This window comes from Streptomyces albireticuli (assembly GCF_021228125.1).
GTDB classification, from domain to species: Bacteria; Actinomycetota; Actinomycetes; order Streptomycetales; family Streptomycetaceae; genus Streptomyces; species Streptomyces albireticuli.
Genome location: NZ_JAJQQS010000007.1, coordinates 328,034 through 344,221, shown reverse-complemented (window position 1 = coordinate 344,221; position 16,188 = coordinate 328,034). Strand labels below are relative to the sequence as shown.

The window sequence follows — 16,188 nt, the reverse complement described above, 5'->3', positions numbered from 1 at the left end:
CCGGCCCCGGCCCGGTCGTCGCGCACCCGGGTGGGCCGGGCCGGTGTGTCAGAAGAACGTGCGGACGTAATCCGTGACTGTGCCGTCCTCCTCGACCAGGGGGATCAGCCGCCACTTGTCGAACGCCGTGCACGGGTGCGACAGCCCCAGTCCCACCCAGTCCCCGACCTCCAGCTCCGCGCCCTCCGCCAGCTCCACGAACGTGTGCTGGTCGGCGAGGGCGACGACCCGCATGCCCTCCGCGCTCCGCACCGAGCCGTCCCGCGCGGAGCGCACGACCTGCGGTTCGGGCAGGTCGATGTCGTACGGGGCGTCGCGCTTGCCCGCGTCGAGGTACGCGCGGCCCGGCTCGGGCCGGGAGACCACCTGGGCCCACAGCCGGAGCGCGGGGAACAGACCACCCTGGTCCGGGTGGCGGTTGAAGGGGGTCTTCCGGCGGTAGAACCCGTCGTCGTGGGTGACGTAGGCCCCGGCGCGCAGCACCTTCCGCACTGGGGCGGACAGCGGCGGGAGCTCCCCGAGGACGTCGGCGACCGCGTCGAACCACGAGCTGCCGCCCGCGCTCACCACGATCTCCGGCACCCCGGCGAACCGGCCGGCCCCGTCGAACTCCACGGCGAGCGCGGTCAGCCGCCGCAGCCAGGCGCGTACCCGGTCGGGGCCGGCCTCCGGTATCTCGCCCTCGTAACCGGCGACGCCGGCCAGACGGAGGGTGTCCGTGGCCGCCACGGCGTCCGCGACGGCGGCGCACTCCGCCTCGGTGCGCGCCCCGGTGCGGCCGCCGTCCACACCCAGTTCGACGAGGACGTCCAGGGGGCGCGTGGCGCCGGCCGCGCGCAGGGCGGTGTTCATGAGCTCCACGCCGCGCACGGAGTCGACGTAGGTGAGCAGCCGGAACTCCGGGTCGGCGTCGAGCTCGGCCGCGAGCATGCGGAGGGCGGCGGCGTCCACGACCTCGTTGGCGAGGAGTATCCGCCGGACTCCGAAGGCGCGGTGCACGCGGACCTGGGCGGGGGTCGCGGCGGTGAGGCCCCACGCGCCGTGGGCGAGCTGACGGGTGAACAGCCGCGGCGCCATGGAGGTCTTGGCGTGCGGGGCGAAGACGAGACCGCGCTCGGCCGACCAGCGCTCCATGAGCGCGAGGTTGTGGTCCAGCGCCGCCGAGGAGAGGGTGAGCACGGGAGTGGTGAAGCCGCCGGTGAACAACGGGCGGCGCTCGGCGGCCAGGGCGCCGACGGTCAGGCCCTCCGCGTCCGGGGGCAGCCCCTTGAAGCGGTGGTCGAGGCGCTCCTCGGCGAGGCGCGCGACGGCGGCCTCGCTGAAGGGTGCGGCGCCGTCCATGGAGCCTCCCGTGAACATCAGTTGCAGTGTGTGCAACATCCATTGCGTATTTCGCTCACCGCTGTCTAACATCCCGGCAGGCGCAGGGTCAACGGTCGCCCGGGAAGGCCTGGCGCTCCGTCATGGGGCGTGCGCGGTGGTGCGAGCGAGGGATGCGAGTGTCTGTCGACGACGGTGTGACGAGGACGGAAGTGGTGTGCCTCGGCGAGGCCATGGTCGCCTTCCAGCCCTCCCGCCCCGGCCGCCTGGGCGACGTGCCGTCCTTCGAACGCGGCGTCGGCGGAGCGGAGGCGAACGTCGCCTGCGCCCTCGCGGCGGCGGGCCACCGCGCACGGTGGATCGGCCGGGTGGGCACGGACGGCTTCGGCGACTACGTGCTCTCGGCGATCGCGGCCCACGGCGTGGACGTCTCACAGGCCCGGCGCGACCCGCTGCGGCCCACGGGGATCTACTTCCGGACGGCGGGCGAACGCGCGGTGACGACGGGCCTCCGGCCCGGCGCGGAGCCGGGCGCCCCGGCGCCGCTGGTTCCCCGCGCGGACGGGCGGCCCGCCGCCCCGGCGGCGGACGGCTCCGGATCCGGGCCGGCAGGCTCTCGCCCGGGCACGGAGCCGGAGGACTCCCGCGCGGGCGGGCGTGGACAGATGCCGGAGGCCGCCGAGGAAGTGCGCGTAGACGCGTCGTCCGTCGTTTCGGCGGGGGACGACTCCGTCGTCGCGTCGACGGGTTCCCGGACCGGTGCGGACTCGGCGGGTTCACGCACCGGCGGACACGGGCGGGCATCGGAGGCCGCCGAGGAAGTGCGCGTGGACGCGTCGTCCGTCGTTTCGGCGGGGGACGACTCCGTCGTCGCGTCGACGGGTTCCCGGACCGGTGCGGAGCCGGCTGCCCCGGTGCCTGTGGGCACCCGCGAGAACGCACCGTCCGGTGCCCCGGCGGCGGGCCGCGCCGAGGGTGCCGCGCTCGCCGAAGTCGCCTACTACCGTGCCGGGTCCGCCGCCTCCGCCATGTCCCCGGCGCTCGTCCCCCGCGCGGCCGCGTGGGCCGGGCGGGTGCTGCACCTGACCGGGATCACCCCGGCGCTCTCGACGGACTGCCTCGCCCTCGTCCGCGAGCTGACCGACCGCGCGCTGCCCGGCCGTCCGCTGCTCTCCTTCGACGTCAACTACCGCGTGGACCTGTGGCGGGACACGGCGGAGGGCCCCACCGTCCTCGCCGAGCTGGCCCGCCGCTGCGACCTCGTCTTCGTCGGCGAGGACGAGGCGGAGGCGGCGTGGGGCCTCCACGGACCCGCCGCGATCCGGGCCGCGCTCCCCGAACCGGACGTCCTGGTGGTCAAGCGGGGCGCGGCGGGCGCGGTGGCGTACGTACGGGAGCCGGGCGCGGCGCCGGCGGACCCGTCGGGTTCCGGCTTCGCCGAAGGAAGTGCCGCCTCCGGGGCGACCGCCCCGGGACGTGACGCCCCGGCGCCCCGTACCCCGGGCGGGAGCCCCGCCCGGTCCGGCGCCCCGGCGCCCGAAACCCACCGCGCCCCGAACCGTTCCGGGTCCGCCGGGTCCGCCGGGTCCGCCGGGTCCGCCGGGTCCGCCGGGTCCGCCGGGTCCGCCGGGTCCGCCGGGTCCGCCGGGTCCGGCCTCCCCGCCGACCGCGTCGTCTCCGTCCCCGCCCTCCACGTCGACGTCGTCGCCCCCGTCGGCGCCGGTGACGCCTTCGCCGCCGGGTTCCTCTCCGGGGCCCTGCGCGGGCTGGGCGTCCGGGCGCGGCTGCGGCACGGGCACCTCATGGCCGCCGCCGCGCTCACCAGCGCCGGGGACCTCGGCGCGCCGCCGCGCCGGGCGGACGCCGACCGGCTGGCCGCGCTCGACGACGCCGCCTGGGGGAGACTGCGACTCGGCCCCGGCTGGACGGACCGTCCCCCCGCGGCCGAGGCCCCGTACACCGAGGTGAAGGACCGCACCGCATGAACGACCCCGCGCGCCCGCGCGCCACGACCGTCCGCCACGGGAACGGCGGGACACCCGCATGAGCCAGACCGTCGACCGGGCGCTGACCATCCTCCCGCTCCTCGCCGAGGGCCCCGCCAACCTCGAACAGGTGGCGAACCGCCTCGGCGTCCACAAGTCCACCGCGCTGCGCCTCCTGCGCACCCTGCACGAGCACGGCTTCGTCCACCGCCAGCAGGACCAGCGCTACCGCCTCGGCGCCCGCCTGTTCGCGCTCGCGCAGCAGGCCGTCGAGAGCCTCGACGTACGGGAGATCGCCCACCCCCACCTCGTCGCCCTCAACGAGGCGTGCGGCCACACCGTGCACCTCGCGGTGCACGAGGAGGGCGAGGTCCTCTACATCGACAAGGTCGAGAGCCGCTACCCCGTACGGATGTACTCCCGCATCGGCAAGCCGGTCGCCCTCACCGTCGCCGCCGTCGCCAAGCTGCTCCTCGCCGACCTCCCCGAGCCCGAGCGCCGCGCCCTCGCCGAGCGGCTCGACTACCCGGCCTACACATCCCGGTCGACGCCGAACGCCGCCGCCTTCCTCAAGGAGCTGGCGACCGTGCGCGAGCAGGGCTGGGCCACGGACCTCGGCGGCCACGAGGAGTCCATCAACTGCGTCGGCGCGCCCGTCCGCGGCGTGGACGGACGCGTCGTCGCGGCCTGTTCCATCTCGGCGCCGAACGTCGTCGTCACCGCCGAGGAACTCCTCGCGCTGCTCCCGCTGCTGCGCCGTACCGCCGAGGCGATCAGCGCGGAGTACTCCGGGAGACCTCTCTCCTGAACCCGTAGACCGTTCCGACTGTCCCCACCGTCCTCCTTACGAAGGAAGAGTCATGACGCAGAAGACCGCGGTCCACCCCGCCGGCCACGCCGCCGCGCCCGCCAAGTTCTCGCACGGCGTGCGCAAGGGCAACATCCTCCAGGTCGCCGGACAGGTCGGCTTCCTGCCCGTCGAGCCGGGCCAGGAGCCCGTCGTCGCCGGGCCGACCCTGCGCGAGCAGACCCGGCAGACCCTCGCCAACGTCAAGGCCGTCCTGGAGGCGGGCGGCGCGAGCCTGGAGGACGTGGTCATGCTCCGCGTCTACCTCACGGACACCGCGCACTTCGCCGAGATGAACGAGGTCTACGACGAGTTCTTCGCCGACCTCAAGGAGGCGCCCGCGGCCCGTACGACCGTCTACGTGGGCCTGCCCGACGGCCTGCTGGTCGAGATCGACGCGCTCGCCGTGCTCGACTGACGCCCACCGTGGCGGGCGGGCGGCAGGCCCCGCCCGCCACGGCGCCGGGCCCGGCCCGGGTCCTCAGGCGACGCGCGTGACCATGCGGCAGTTGGCGCACCAGAACAGGAAGCCGTTGGCGTCGACGTCCTCGCTGCCGCAGGCGAGGCACGGGCAGCCGACGAAATTGGCGGGCACCCAGGAGTGCGACGCCCGGGCGATCCGCACGTCCGCGTTGGCCTCTCTGGCGTAACACTCGATGCACACACCGCCGTTGTGGCCGGGGAGCTTCATCGTCCGTTCGTGGCACACGACGCACATGGCCGTGCCGACGAGCTCGGGCGCGAGCGGCATCCGCTGCGCCCGCTTGACCGGGACATCGCGCTCACCCGCGGTCACGCGAGCACCGTGCCCGTACCGGCGCACCCGCTGCACTGCGTCGTGACCTCATCGCCTTCGTGCGACTCCCACGTGGCGTTCCCCGATCCGCTGCAGTCGGGGCAGTCCTTCTCCGGGGGTAGCGACATGGGTCATCCTCCCTGGCCCGCCGTACGTCGGCAACGAGAGTACGCCGACGCCGATCTCCCCGCGGGTGTTCCCGCGAGCCCGGCGCCGGCGCGCTCGTCGCCCGTCAGGCCTTCGCGCAGTACTGCTGCTCCTTCCCGATCGCCCGGTACACGCAGTCCGAGGTCTCCAGGAGCTGGAGCACCGCCTCGCGGTTGCGCGACGTCTCCCGGTCGATCACCTCGTCGGGCGGGTAGAAGCCGCCGCCCGCCCCGCTCTCGCCCGGGTACATCTCGAAGGTGAACGCGAAGATCCGCTGGCTGCCCCACAGCCAGTCGTCGATGGTCCCGTCGGTGATGTACAGGTCGCTCGACTGCTCGGGCTTGTAGCCGTTGGTGGCGGCCATGGCCTTGCCGACGGCCGCGAAGGCGTCGTGGTCGTCCTGGCTGAGGCCGGGGGCGGTGTCGTTGTACGTCCAGCCGTAAGGCCAGAGGACCAGCTGGCTGTAGGTGTGGAAGTCGATGGCGGTCCTGATCTGCTGCTTGCCGCCGACCACCCGGCCGCGGACGAAGTCGGCGACGACCTTCACCTCGGGCGCGGACTCGGGGCCGGTGCCGCGGTAGGTCTCGGACCCGGTGCTGCCCGAGGAGCCGTTGCAGCAGCCCCACTTGTAGTTCCAGTTGCGGTTGAGGTCCGTGCCCCGGCTGGTCGACCCGGCGTTTGGCTGGCGGTTCTTGCGCCAGCTGCGGTACGAACCGGAGGCGATGTCGTACTCGCCGCCGTCGGGGTTGACGTCCGGCACCACCCAGATCTCCCGGCTGTCGACCATCTTGGTCACGCGCGGGTCGGTGCCGTACTTCGAGCCGAACTCCTTGAGCAGGTAGAGGGCCATCTCCACGGTGAGGTGCTCGCGCGCGTGCTGGTGGGCGGTGAAGAGGACCTCGGGCTCGTCCTCGTCCGCGGCCACGTTCTTGCTGATCTTGACGGCGACGATGTCGCGGCCCTCGTAGGACTTGCCGATGACCTTCTTGCTCATGATGGCCGGGTGGGCGGCGACGCCGGCGTCGACCTCCGCCATGGCCTCGGCGTAGTTGTGGTACTTGGCGTCGGCGGGCGGGAAGTCGAAGGGGGTCGCGGGGACGCCGCCGGAGCGGTCCGGCGGGCCGGGCAGGGCGCGCACCCGGTAGCCGAGGCCCCGGATCAGCTCGGCCTGCCCGGCGTCCGCCGTGATGACGACGGAGTCCTGGCGGACGGCGTCGATGGCGGCGCCGGTGGCGGCCACGGCGGTGCGCTGGGCGGCCGTGCGCGGTCCGGTGACCTCGTACGAGTGCGAGGTCCGCGCTTCGTCGCGGGAGGCGGCGGGGACGGCCAGGGCCATGGTGAGCACGGCGGCGAGGGCGGCGGCCCACCGACCTCTGCCATGCGGTCGCGGTCGCATGCGGTCTCCTCAGGGTGAGGTCGTGCGACGGGTGGGGGGTATGAGCCGTGGCCAGTGTCGAGAGATGGCATGAACCGGTCAAGTGTTCGCGTGTGAGCGAATCAGGCCAACTTCCCTTTCACTTCTGACCGATTGATTGCGCACACTCTCCTCCGAACCAACAATGCACACGTCAAAACCGATGGGATCGGATCACGGGTCACACGTGTCACGGATTGCCCGTCTCCTGGCCACTCGTACCACGAATCACCCGGATCGCCGGTCACTCGGACCACAGGTCAAGAGAGGAACACCCCCCATGGCCCTCCAGTCCCTCGTGAGACGACCTCTCCTCGGCGCCCTCCCGGCGCTGGTGCTCGCCGGCACGGCCCTCGTGGGCACCGGCGCGGCGCCCGCCTCGGCGGCCCCCGCGGCCAAGCCCAAGGCCGTCGACTTCGCCGGCACCGTCGCGCTCAGCAACTGTTCCGGCTCGCTCGTCCGGATGCCCGGCTCGGCCGACACGGACCCGGCGCTGGTCATGACCAACGGCCACTGCCTGGAGACCGGCATGCCCGGCGCCGGGGAGGTCATCACCGACCGCGCCTCAAGCCGCACCTTCAGCCTGCTCAACTCCACCGCGGGCAAGGTCGCCACGCTCCGCGCCACCAAGATCTCGTACGCCACGATGACCGACACGGACGTCACGCTGTACGAGCTGAACACCACGTACGCGCAGATCAAGCAGCGCTACAACATCAACGCGCTGAGCCTGTCCCCCGACCGCCCGGCCGCCGGCACGGCGATCAAGGTCGTCTCGGGCTACTGGAAGCGGATCTACTCCTGCAACGTCGACGGGTTCGCCTACCGCCTCCGCGAGGGCGACTGGACCTGGAAGGACTCGATCCGCTACACCTCGTCGTGCAACGTCATAGGCGGGACGTCCGGCTCGCCCGTCGTCGACGCCACCACGGGCAAGGTCGTCGCGATCAACAACACCGGCAACGAGAGCGGTGAGCGCTGCACGATGAACAACCCGTGCGAGGTCGACGAGAACGGCCAGGTCACCGTCCGCCAGGGCATCAACTACGCCCAGCAGACGTACGGCATCACCAAGTGCGTGGGCACCGGCAACAAGATCGACCTCGGGCTCCCGGGGTGCGCCCTCCCCAAGCCGTAGGGATCGCGCGCCGGAGGTGCCGGGCGGGCTCCCGGGCCCGTCCGGCACCTCCGGCGCGACCGGCTACGGCAGCCCGTGGACGTGCGGGCCCACCCCGTTCGACCAGGCGTTGCCCGCGCTCGCGTCCCAGTTCGTGGACCACGTCATCGCCCCCCGGATCCCCGGGTACGTCCTCGCGGGCTTGAACGAGCCGCACCCCGTGCCCTTGGCCAGGCAGTCGAGCGCGTTGTTGACCACGGACGGGGCGACGTAGCCGCTGCCCGCGCCCCGCGGCGACGCCGGCAGGCCGAGCCCGACCTGGGACGGCGCCAGGCCGCCCTCCAGCTGGATGCAGGCCAGCGCGGTCAGGAAGTCGACCGAGCCCTGGGAGTACACCTTGCCGTCGCATCCGTTCATCGACCCGCTGTTGTAATACTGCATGTTGACGACCGTAAGGATGTCCTTGATGTTCAGCGCGGTCTTGAAGTAACCGGCCGACGTCGACTGCATGTCGATGGTCTGCGGCGCCATGGTGATGACGAGCTTGCTGCCCGCCTTCGCCGACAGGGACCGCAGCGCCTGCGTCATGTAGGTGGGGTTGAGGCCGTTCTCCAAGTCGATGTCGACGCCGTTGAAGCCGTACTTCTGCATCAGGGCGTACAGGCTGTTCGCGAAGTTCTCGGCGGACGCCGCGTCGTTGACGGTCACCGTGCCGCGCTCGCCGCCCACCGATATGACGACAGACTTGCCGGCCGCCTGCTTGGCCGCGATGTCGGCCTTGAACTGCGCCTCGGAGTACTTCAGCGCCGGATCCAGGGCGAAGGCGACGGCGCCGGGCGTCGGGGTGGCGTCCGCGAAGGCCACGGCGATGATGTCGTACTGGCTCTGCACATCGCTGATCTTCTGGACGGTGGCGCCGTTGTCGAAGTTCTGCCAGTAGCCCGTGACGGCGTGCTTGGGCACGGCCGGGCCGTCGCCGTTCCCGGCGGCCGTGGTGACGGCGACCTCGGCCGAGGGCGGTGACTCGCCCGCGGCGTTGGTGGCCGTCACCCGGAAGCGGTACGAGGTGGCCGGGGTGAGCCCGGTGACGGTGGCCGAGGCGCCCGCGACGGACTGCGTCTTCGTGCCGTCCTGGTAGACGGTGTAACCGGTGGCGCCCGTGACGGGGTTCCAGGACAGGCCGACCGAGGTGGCCGTGGCGGTCCCGGCCCTGAGGCCGTTCGGGGTGCCCGGCACCGGCTCGCCGGGGTCACCGCCCGGGCCGCTCAGGGTGACGTCGTCGGCGTAGTAGGCGGCCTGCCCGTACCAGCCGTGCGTGTGGACCGTGACCGAGGTCGTGCTCGGGCCGGTCGTGAACGAGGCGGTCAGCTGCTGCCAGTCGTTCGCCGACGGCGTCCACGTCGAGACGTCCGTCGTCCCGGTGCCGCTCGCGCCGAGGTACACGTACGCGCCCCGGACCCACGCGCTCAGCGTGTACGAGGAGTTGGGGAGCACGCTCACGGTCTGCGCACAGCGGGCGTTGTCGGCGCCGGCCGGGGTGGCCTTGAGCGCGCCCGTGCCGCTGCGGGCGGGGGAGGCGACCGCCGAGCCGCTGTCACCCGAACAGGTCCAGTGGGAGAGCCCCGACTCGAACCCCGGGTTCCTGACGAGGTTCGCGCCGTCCGAGGCCAGGGCGGGGGTCCCGGTGTCCAGGCCGGCGAGCCCGCCGGCCGCGAGGAGCGCCGCGGCGAGGGCGCCGCCGAGCCGGCGCGTCCGTACCGGGCCGGATCCGGACCCTCCCCCGGCGCCTCTCCTGAAGATTCTTCCGATGTGCCGCGCGCGGTCCATGAGGGCCTCCGGTGGGAAGGAAGTCGAGAGCGGGGCGGGCGGCCGAGGTGGAGAAGTGGGGTCGGCGCCGCCTTGTGCGCGTAAAGATGGTCTAGGCCAATGCGTCCGTCAATATGTTCGTCAAGGTTCGCGGGAAGACCACCAGGCCACCGCCGGGGCGCACGCCCAAACCCCGAGGACCGGTTCTCAGCCGCCCGGTTCGTGGATAAAGTGCGGGGGCATCAGCACAGGGCAGTATCGATCTGCGTCCGCCGCAGCCCACCGCGTCCGGAGTGAACGGGGAAGCCTACGTGCCCCTTGCGATAGCAGTCACCAGCCTCGACCTGGTGATCTCACCGCCCGACGGGCAGGCACCCGACGCCGCCGTGTTCCAGCCGCCCGAGGCACAGCCGCTGGACACCGCCGTCACACAGACGGCCGTCCTGCTGGAGCGGTGCGGCCATGTCGTCGCCCTCTACCCCGACTCGCTGCCCGTGCCGTACGTCCGGCGCCTCCACACGATCCGGTCCGTGCTGGAGACCGACCGGCTGGCCCTGCTGCCCGTCGCGCTGCCGCCGCTGGCCGTCGCGGTCCTGGCCCGCCAGCTGCGCCAGCTGTCCCTCTCCGACCTCAGCCCCGGCGTCCTCGCCTCCGCGGCCCGGCTCCTCGCCCACTACGTCTACGCGGGCGCCCAACTGCCCGGCGTGGGCGGCCTCGACCGGGTCGACGTCGGACTCGGCGCCCACCTGGCCTCGCTCGTGCCCGGCTCCCGGTTCGGCGTCCTCGTCAACCCCGCGCGCCGGCTCTTCCGCGTCGGCGGGGGCGGCGAGGTGCCCGCCGGGCCCGGCTTCGGCACCCGGCTCACCGTCGCGCGCGCCAGACCCGCCAAGGGGGACGACTGGGTGCTGGGCACCCTCGCCCCCCACTGGCGGGTCCAGGGCGTCCAGGAGGCCCCGCTGCCCGCGGAATCCGGGCGCTGGTGGGGGAGCCGGGGCGTCGTCGAGTTCGCCGCCGCCATCGCCGATCCCACGGTGCTCTACCAGCTCGTGTCGTCCGTAAGGAGGGAACAGTGCCACTGGTGCGGCCTCGAACTCATCGGTGACCGCTGCGCGTTCTGCGCCGGACCGCTGCCGCGCGCCGACGGCACCGGCGATCCGGGCGCCGGGCCGGGCACGGGGCGGACCGCCGGCGCCCGTACGGCCCTGGCCGGGCCGCCCGGCCGCGCCCGTACCGCGCTGGCCGGCCGCTGACCCCGCGCCGGTTCCCTCGGCCGGCTCGCCCACCCCCCCACGCCCACCGTCTCCGCGCCCCGGCCACGTCCCGAACGAGGTTCGCCGCCCCATGAATTCACGTCAGCGCCGTGGGATCGTCCTGCTGCTCCTGTCGGTCCTCTGCGCCCTCGGCGCCTTCGCCGGGGTCTTCTCCGTCGTCCACGACGCCGAGTCGAAGGTCGGCCCCGAGACCACCGCCTACCGGCTGCGCGCCGACATCCCCGCCTACCAGCACCTGGAGGAGGCCCGGGGCAGCTTCGAGAAGATCTCGATGCCCAGGCGCTGGCTGCCGGCGACCGCCGTCACCGACCTCGCCGCCCTCAAGGGCAAGATCGCCGTCACCCCGCTGCGCAAGGGGTCCCTGCTCCAGGAGGACATGATCGTCTCCCGGCCGGAGGTCGGGCCCGGCCAGCAGGAGATCGCCATCATGATCGACGCGGCCACCGGTGTCGCCGGGAAGATCAACGCAGGGTCGAAGGTGAACATCTACGCCACCTTCGACGGCAAGGACCAGGGCACCAAGCCCGTCTCCAAGGTCATCGTCAGCAACGCCCGGGTCATCGCGGTGGGCAGGCTCAAGGCCCTCGACCGGGACGGCGGCACCACGGCGGCCACCACCCGGCGGGCCGGCGAGGCCGTGCCGATCACCTTCGCCCTGGACACCAAGGACGCCCAGCGGGTCGCGTACGCCGAGTCGTTCGCCTCCCATGTGCGGCTCGCGCTCGTCGCGCCCGGCGGCGACGACGAGATCAGCGGCGGCGACCGCACGTACACGCTCGACGGCGACAAATAGCGGTAAGGGGACACCGTGACGATCAGAATCCTCCCGGCCGTCGGTGACCCGGACGCCGCCCGCGCCATCGGCGGCCTCCTCGGCCAGCTCCCCGGCGTCGAGCCGCTGCGGGTGGTCGAGGACGCGACCCGGCTCCTGGACACCCTCGCCGTCCTGGCCGCCGCCTCGGTCGCGGACCTCCCGGAGGTCGTCCTCGTCCATGAACGCCTCGGGCCCTTACCGGCCCTCGAACTCATCCGTGAAGTGGCGCTCCGCTTCCCCGCCACCGGGGTCGTCCTCGTCACCGCGACGCCCAGCCCCGCGCTCTACGCCGCCGCCATGGACGCCGGCGCCCGGGGCCTCGCCGGGCTCCCGCTCTCGTACGAGGAGCTGGGCGCCCGGGTACAGGCCGCCGCCCACTGGGCCACCGGGGTCCGCCGCCACCTGGGCAGCGGTCCCGAGGCCCTTACGGAAGGCGGGGCGGGCGGCTCGCTCGTCGCCGTCGTCGGCGCCAAGGGCGGGGTGGGCACCACCGTCACCGCCGTCCAGCTGGCCCTGGCCGCGAGCGCCGCCGGGCGGGCCGTCGCCCTCGTCGACCTGGACCTCCAGGCCGGAGACGTCGCCTCGTACCTGGACGTCCAGTTCCGCCGCTCCATCGCCGACCTCGCCGGCATCAGCGACATCTCCCCCCGGGTCCTCCAGGACGCCGTCTTCCCGCACCCCACCGGCCTCGGGCTGCTGCTGGCCCCGGCCGAGGGCGAGCGCGGCGAGGAGGTCGGCGACCTCGCCGCCCGCCAGATCGCCGGCGCCCTGCGCGGCCGCTACGAACTGGTCGTCGTCGACTGCGGCACCCAGATCACCGCCGCCGGGGCCGCCATGGTCGAACTGGCCGACGTCGCCCTGCTCGTCACGACGCCCGACGTGGTCTCCGTGCGGGGCGCCAAACGGATGGTCCGGCTCTGGGAACGGCTCCAGATCCGCAAGGCGGAGGAGACCACGACCGTCGTCAACCGGCACTCCCGGAGCGCCGAGATCCAGCCGCCCCTCGTCGAGCGCACCACGGGCACGAAGACCGCCCGCACGACGGTGCCGGCCGGGTACAAGGACCTCCAGCCCGCCGTCGACTCCGGCCGGATGCAGGACCTCGACGCCCGGTCGCCCGTCCGGCAGGCGCTGTGGGCCCTCGCCGCCGAGCTGGGCCTCGCGGCCCCGGCCCCGGGCGGCTCCCGGGGCCCGGCCCACGCCGACCGGTCGCTCTCCGGCGGCCTGCGCCGCCGCCGCGCCGCGCTGGGCCCCGGCGGCACCGGGCCCGACCAGCTCGCGCCCGTACCGGCGAGCCGCTTCCGCCGCCGGGGCGGCGACCGGGGGCAGGTGGCCGTGGAGTTCCTCGGCCTGCTCCCGCTGGTCCTGGTGGTGCTCGCGGTGGTCTGGCAGTGCGTCCTGATCGGTTACACCTACTCGCTCGCCGGTGACGCGGCGGACAAGGGGGCGCGGGCGGGCGCGGCGGGCGGCGACTGCGTGAGCGCGGCCCGCGCGGACGTCCCGGGCGCGTGGGGCGACGGCGGCATCGGCTGCGGCGCGGAGGGCGGCGTCTACCGCGCCCGGGTGTCCCTCCCCGTCCCCGTGCTCTTCCCGGGGGCGGCCGACTGGCCCTGGACGGTCGAGGGCTCGGCCGGCGCGGCGAGGGAGGACTGAACGATGGGTGACGCGCGCGACGCGAGGGGCCTCGCTCCCCGGGGCCTCACCCGGTGGACGGGGGCGGGCGGCGCGGAGGTGTCCGGGGCGCCCCGGACGCTCCGGCCACGCGCCCGGTGGCGGGCGGATGCGGAGGACACGGGGCAGGCCGCCCGGGCCCGTCCGTCGCCCCGGATCCGCGCCTGCCTCCGCTCCCGGCCCGACCGCGACGGTCCGTGCTCCCGGGCCGGCCGGGCGGCCGGGTACGAGGGCCGTACGGGGGCGGGGGCGCGGGCCCCCGGCGGCGGCGCCCGGGGACGTACGGACGCGAGGGCCCGTGTTTCTCGGCGGCCCGTCCGGGACCGGGGTACCGCTTCCATCGAGTTCCTCGGGTTCCTGCCCGTGCTGCTGCTCGTCGGGCTCGCGGCCGTGCAGCTGGGGCTCGCCGCGTACGCCGCGCAGCAGGCGGGCAGCGCGGCGCGGGCGGCGGCGCGCACGGCCACGCTGGACGACCCGCGGACGTCGCCGGGCGAGGCGGGCCGGGCCGCGCTCAGCGGGTGGCTGCGGACGGACGGCTCCGCGGAGGCGCCCCCGTGCGACGGCGGCGCGCGGACCACCGCGACCGTCACCGTCGAGATCCCCGCCGTCCTCCCGTTCCTCGGTGACCGGACCGTGACCCGCCGCGCCACCATGGCCTGCCCCTCCGACGCGGGCCCGTACCCGAACCCGAGGAGTGCGCCATGAGCCTGCGGGCCCGGATCGTCGCCCCGGAAGCGCCGCCGGACGGCCGGGAGCCGGGCCACCTCGTGCCCGTCTACCGCGCCAAGCTGCTGGAGGAGATCGACCTCGCCGAGATGTCCGCGCTCGCGGCCGGTGAGCGCCGCAGCCGTCTGGAGCGCGTCCTCGGGCACATCATCAGCCGGGAGGGCCCGGTGCTCTCCACGGCCGAGCGCGACCGGCTGATCCGCAGCGTCGTCGACGAGGCGCTGGGCCTCGGCGTCCTCGAACCGCTGCTGGAGGACCCCTCGATCACCGAGATCATGGTCAACGGCCCCGATCAGATCTTCGTCGAGCGGGCCGGCCGGGTCGAGCTCGTGCCCGTCCGCTTCGCCTCGCACGAGCAGCTGATGCAGACCATCGAGCGGATCGTGTCGACCGTCAACCGCCGGGTGGACGAGTCGAATCCGATGGTCGACGCCCGGCTGCCCAGCGGTGAGCGCGTCAACGTCATCATCCCGCCGCTGGCGCTCAACGGCGCGACGCTGACCATCCGCCGCTTCCCCCGCGCGTACACCCTCCCCGAACTGATCGGCATGGGCACGCTGGACGAGCGGATGCTGCTGCTGCTCTCCGCGCTCGTCCGGGCGAAGTTCAACGTGGTGGTCTCCGGGCCCACCGGCTCCGGCAAGACCACGCTGCTCAACGCGCTCTCCGGGCTGATCCCCGAGGGGGAGCGCATCATCACCGTGGAGGACGCCGCCGAGCTCCAGCTGCAACAGGCGCACGTCATCCGCCTCGAATCGCGGCCGCCCAACGTCGAGGGCAAGGGCCGGATCACCATCCGCGACCTCGTACGCAACTCCCTGCGCATGCGCCCCGATCGCATCATTGTCGGCGAGGTGCGCGGCGGCGAGACCCTCGACATGCTCCAGGCCATGTCCACCGGCCACGACGGCTCTCTCGCCACCGTCCACGCCAACAGCGCCGAGGACGCGCTGATGCGGCTCCAGACGCTCGCGTCCATGTCCGAGGTGAAGATCCCCTACGAGGCGCTGCGGGACCAGATCAACAGCGCCGTCGACTGCCTGATCCAGCTCACCCGGCAGGCCGACGGCAGCCGGCGGGTCGCCGAGATCGCCCTCCTCGACTCGCACGGCCGCGAGGACTACCGGCTGGCCACCGTCTGCCGCTTCGACGCCCGGCCGATGGACTCGGACCGCATCGTGCGCGGCGCGTTCTCCTGCTTCCCCGTGCCCGAACGCGTCGCGGAACGGCTGCGGATGGCCGACGAGTCCGTACCGCCGGCCTTCGGCGTCGCGGCCTTCCCGACCGATCTCACCCTCCGAGAGGCGAGGCAGAGGTAGCCGCCATGGACGGACTCGTCACCCTTACGGTCGGAGCCACCCTGCTGGCCTGCGCCCTCGGCATCGCGGGCCTGCTGGTGTACGCGGCGGGCCGGGCGCAGCGCAGGGCCCTGGTCGACCGGCTGTCCGACGCCCCCGCCCTGCCGCCCGCGGGCCGGCCGCGGCACTTCGCCGGACTCGACCGGCGGCTGCGGGCGACGCGCGCGGGGCGCCGCCTGGAGCGGCGGCTCGCGTCGACCGGCCTGGACGTCACCCCGGCCGAGTTCGCGGTCGGCACGGTCACGGCGGCGGCCGGTCTGTGGCTGGTGGCGGCCGGCGCCCTGGCGCCCTTCTTCGGGCCGCTGGCCGGCGGGGTCGCGGTCTGGTCCGCCTCCGGGGTCCTGACCTGGCAGCGGCGAAAGCGGATCGAGCGGTTCATCAATCAGCTGCCCGAGCTCTCCCGGATCCTCGCCAACGCCACCCAGGCCGGCCTCGCCCTGCGCACGGCGCTGGCCATGGCGGCGGAGGAGATGGAGGCCCCGGCGGGCGAGGAGCTCGCCAAGGTCGCCGACAAGCTCGCGGTCGGGCACTCGGTGGACGACGCGCTCGGCGAGCTCGCCGAGCGGCTGCCCTCGCGCGAGCTGGTGGTGCTGGTGACGACGCTGGTGCTGTCGAACCGGGCGGGCGGTACGGTCGTCAGCTCGCTGCGCAACCTCACCCGCACGCTGGAGGAGCGGAAGGAGACGCGCCGTGAGGTCCGTACACAGCTGTCCCAGGTGACCGTCACGGCCTACGTCGTCCCGTTGATGGGCATCGGCACCCTGTTGCTGATGGACCGGATCGCGCCGGGGTCGATCGACCGGATGACCTCCGGCTTCCTCGGGCAGGCGGCCGTGGTCGCGGCGTTCTGCCTCTACGGGGTCGGCTTCCTCGTCATCCGCAAGCTGTCCAGGATCGACGTCTGAGGGGCGGGGAG

The 16,188-nt window shown here is 73.9% G+C and carries 15 protein-coding genes and 1 pseudogene; 11 read left to right on the top strand and 5 right to left on the bottom strand.

The genetic code is table 11. The annotated features are described in order from the left end of the window. Positions 1 to 48: 48 nt before the first annotated feature. Complete coding sequence (locus LUZ64_RS16495; RefSeq protein ID WP_232390085.1) at positions 49 to 1,359, bottom strand: amino acid deaminase; 1,311 nt, start codon at positions 1,357 to 1,359, stop codon at positions 49 to 51. Positions 1,360 to 1,493: 134 nt separating this feature from the next. Here LUZ64_RS16495 and LUZ64_RS16490 point away from each other — a divergent pair. From LUZ64_RS16490 to LUZ64_RS16475, 4 genes and pseudogenes are all read left to right on the top strand, one after another. Continuing rightward, positions 1,494 to 1,817 (top strand): annotated as a pseudogene (locus LUZ64_RS16490) (PfkB family carbohydrate kinase); the annotation flags it as partial. 423 nt (positions 1,818 to 2,240) lie between these two features. Continuing rightward, positions 2,241 to 3,305 (top strand): PfkB family carbohydrate kinase, encoded by a 1,065-nt coding sequence (locus LUZ64_RS16485; protein ID WP_420877604.1) that lies wholly within the window; start codon positions 2,241 to 2,243, stop codon positions 3,303 to 3,305. A 58-nt stretch (positions 3,306 to 3,363) separates the two neighbouring features. Then, entirely contained in the window at positions 3,364 to 4,113 is a 750-nt protein-coding gene (locus tag LUZ64_RS16480; RefSeq protein ID WP_095585091.1) for an IclR family transcriptional regulator, read from the top strand. A gap of 52 nt (positions 4,114 to 4,165) precedes the next feature. Further along, the gene (locus LUZ64_RS16475) at positions 4,166 to 4,570 is read left to right on the top strand and encodes a RidA family protein (RefSeq protein WP_095585090.1); all 405 of its coding nucleotides are present in this window, start codon (positions 4,166 to 4,168) and stop codon (positions 4,568 to 4,570) included. Between the two features lie 63 nt (positions 4,571 to 4,633). On the opposite strand, the gene LUZ64_RS16470 is transcribed toward LUZ64_RS16475, so the two are convergent. The 3 genes from LUZ64_RS16470 to LUZ64_RS16465 all read right to left on the bottom strand — a co-directional run bounded on the left by LUZ64_RS16470 (position 4,634) and on the right by LUZ64_RS16465 (position 6,491). Further along, complete coding sequence (locus LUZ64_RS16470; protein WP_095585089.1) at positions 4,634 to 4,948, bottom strand: hypothetical protein; 315 nt, start codon at positions 4,946 to 4,948, stop codon at positions 4,634 to 4,636. Further along, positions 4,945 to 5,076: a hypothetical protein gene (locus LUZ64_RS37155; RefSeq protein WP_267897248.1), complete on the bottom strand. Its 132-nt coding sequence runs from the start codon at positions 5,074 to 5,076 to the stop codon at positions 4,945 to 4,947. The genes LUZ64_RS16470 and LUZ64_RS37155 overlap by 4 nt, the downstream gene beginning before the upstream one ends. Positions 5,077 to 5,180: 104 nt before the next feature. Then, a complete protein-coding gene (locus LUZ64_RS16465; protein ID WP_095585088.1) occupies positions 5,181 to 6,491 on the bottom strand; it encodes a M14 family metallopeptidase in 1,311 nt (436 codons plus the stop codon). Positions 6,492 to 6,807: 316 nt separating this feature from the next. On the opposite strand from LUZ64_RS16465, the gene LUZ64_RS16460 reads away from it, so the two are divergent. Then, entirely contained in the window at positions 6,808 to 7,647 is an 840-nt protein-coding gene (locus LUZ64_RS16460) for a S1 family peptidase (RefSeq protein WP_095585108.1), read from the top strand. 63 nt (positions 7,648 to 7,710) lie between these two features. On the opposite strand, the gene LUZ64_RS16455 is transcribed toward LUZ64_RS16460, so the two are convergent. Beyond that, positions 7,711 to 9,453, bottom strand: coding sequence for a chitinase (locus LUZ64_RS16455; protein WP_095585087.1), 1,743 nt, complete (start codon positions 9,451 to 9,453; stop codon positions 7,711 to 7,713). Positions 9,454 to 9,743: 290 nt separating this feature from the next. Between LUZ64_RS16455 and LUZ64_RS16450 the strand changes: the two genes are divergently transcribed. The 6 genes from LUZ64_RS16450 (at position 9,744) to LUZ64_RS16425 (ending at position 16,177) form a co-directional block, all read left to right on the top strand. After that, the gene (locus LUZ64_RS16450) at positions 9,744 to 10,682 is read left to right on the top strand and encodes a hypothetical protein (protein WP_095585086.1); all 939 of its coding nucleotides are present in this window, start codon (positions 9,744 to 9,746) and stop codon (positions 10,680 to 10,682) included. 91 nt (positions 10,683 to 10,773) lie between these two features. Then, positions 10,774 to 11,496 (top strand): Flp pilus assembly protein CpaB, encoded by a 723-nt coding sequence (gene cpaB / locus LUZ64_RS16445; RefSeq protein ID WP_211305195.1) that lies wholly within the window; start codon positions 10,774 to 10,776, stop codon positions 11,494 to 11,496. Positions 11,497 to 11,511: 15 nt separating this feature from the next. Next, entirely contained in the window at positions 11,512 to 13,170 is a 1,659-nt protein-coding gene (locus tag LUZ64_RS16440) for a CpaE/TadZ family protein (protein WP_095585085.1), read from the top strand. 3 nt (positions 13,171 to 13,173) lie between these two features. Continuing rightward, positions 13,174 to 13,893 (top strand): TadE/TadG family type IV pilus assembly protein, encoded by a 720-nt coding sequence (locus LUZ64_RS37515; RefSeq protein ID WP_095585084.1) that lies wholly within the window; start codon positions 13,174 to 13,176, stop codon positions 13,891 to 13,893. Beyond that, entirely contained in the window at positions 13,890 to 15,233 is a 1,344-nt protein-coding gene (locus LUZ64_RS16430) for a TadA family conjugal transfer-associated ATPase (protein ID WP_095585083.1), read from the top strand. The genes LUZ64_RS37515 and LUZ64_RS16430 overlap by 4 nt, the downstream gene beginning before the upstream one ends. Positions 15,234 to 15,238: 5 nt before the next feature. Continuing rightward, positions 15,239 to 16,177, top strand: coding sequence for a type II secretion system F family protein (locus tag LUZ64_RS16425; RefSeq protein WP_095585082.1), 939 nt, complete (start codon positions 15,239 to 15,241; stop codon positions 16,175 to 16,177). Positions 16,178 to 16,188: the final 11 nt, after the last annotated feature.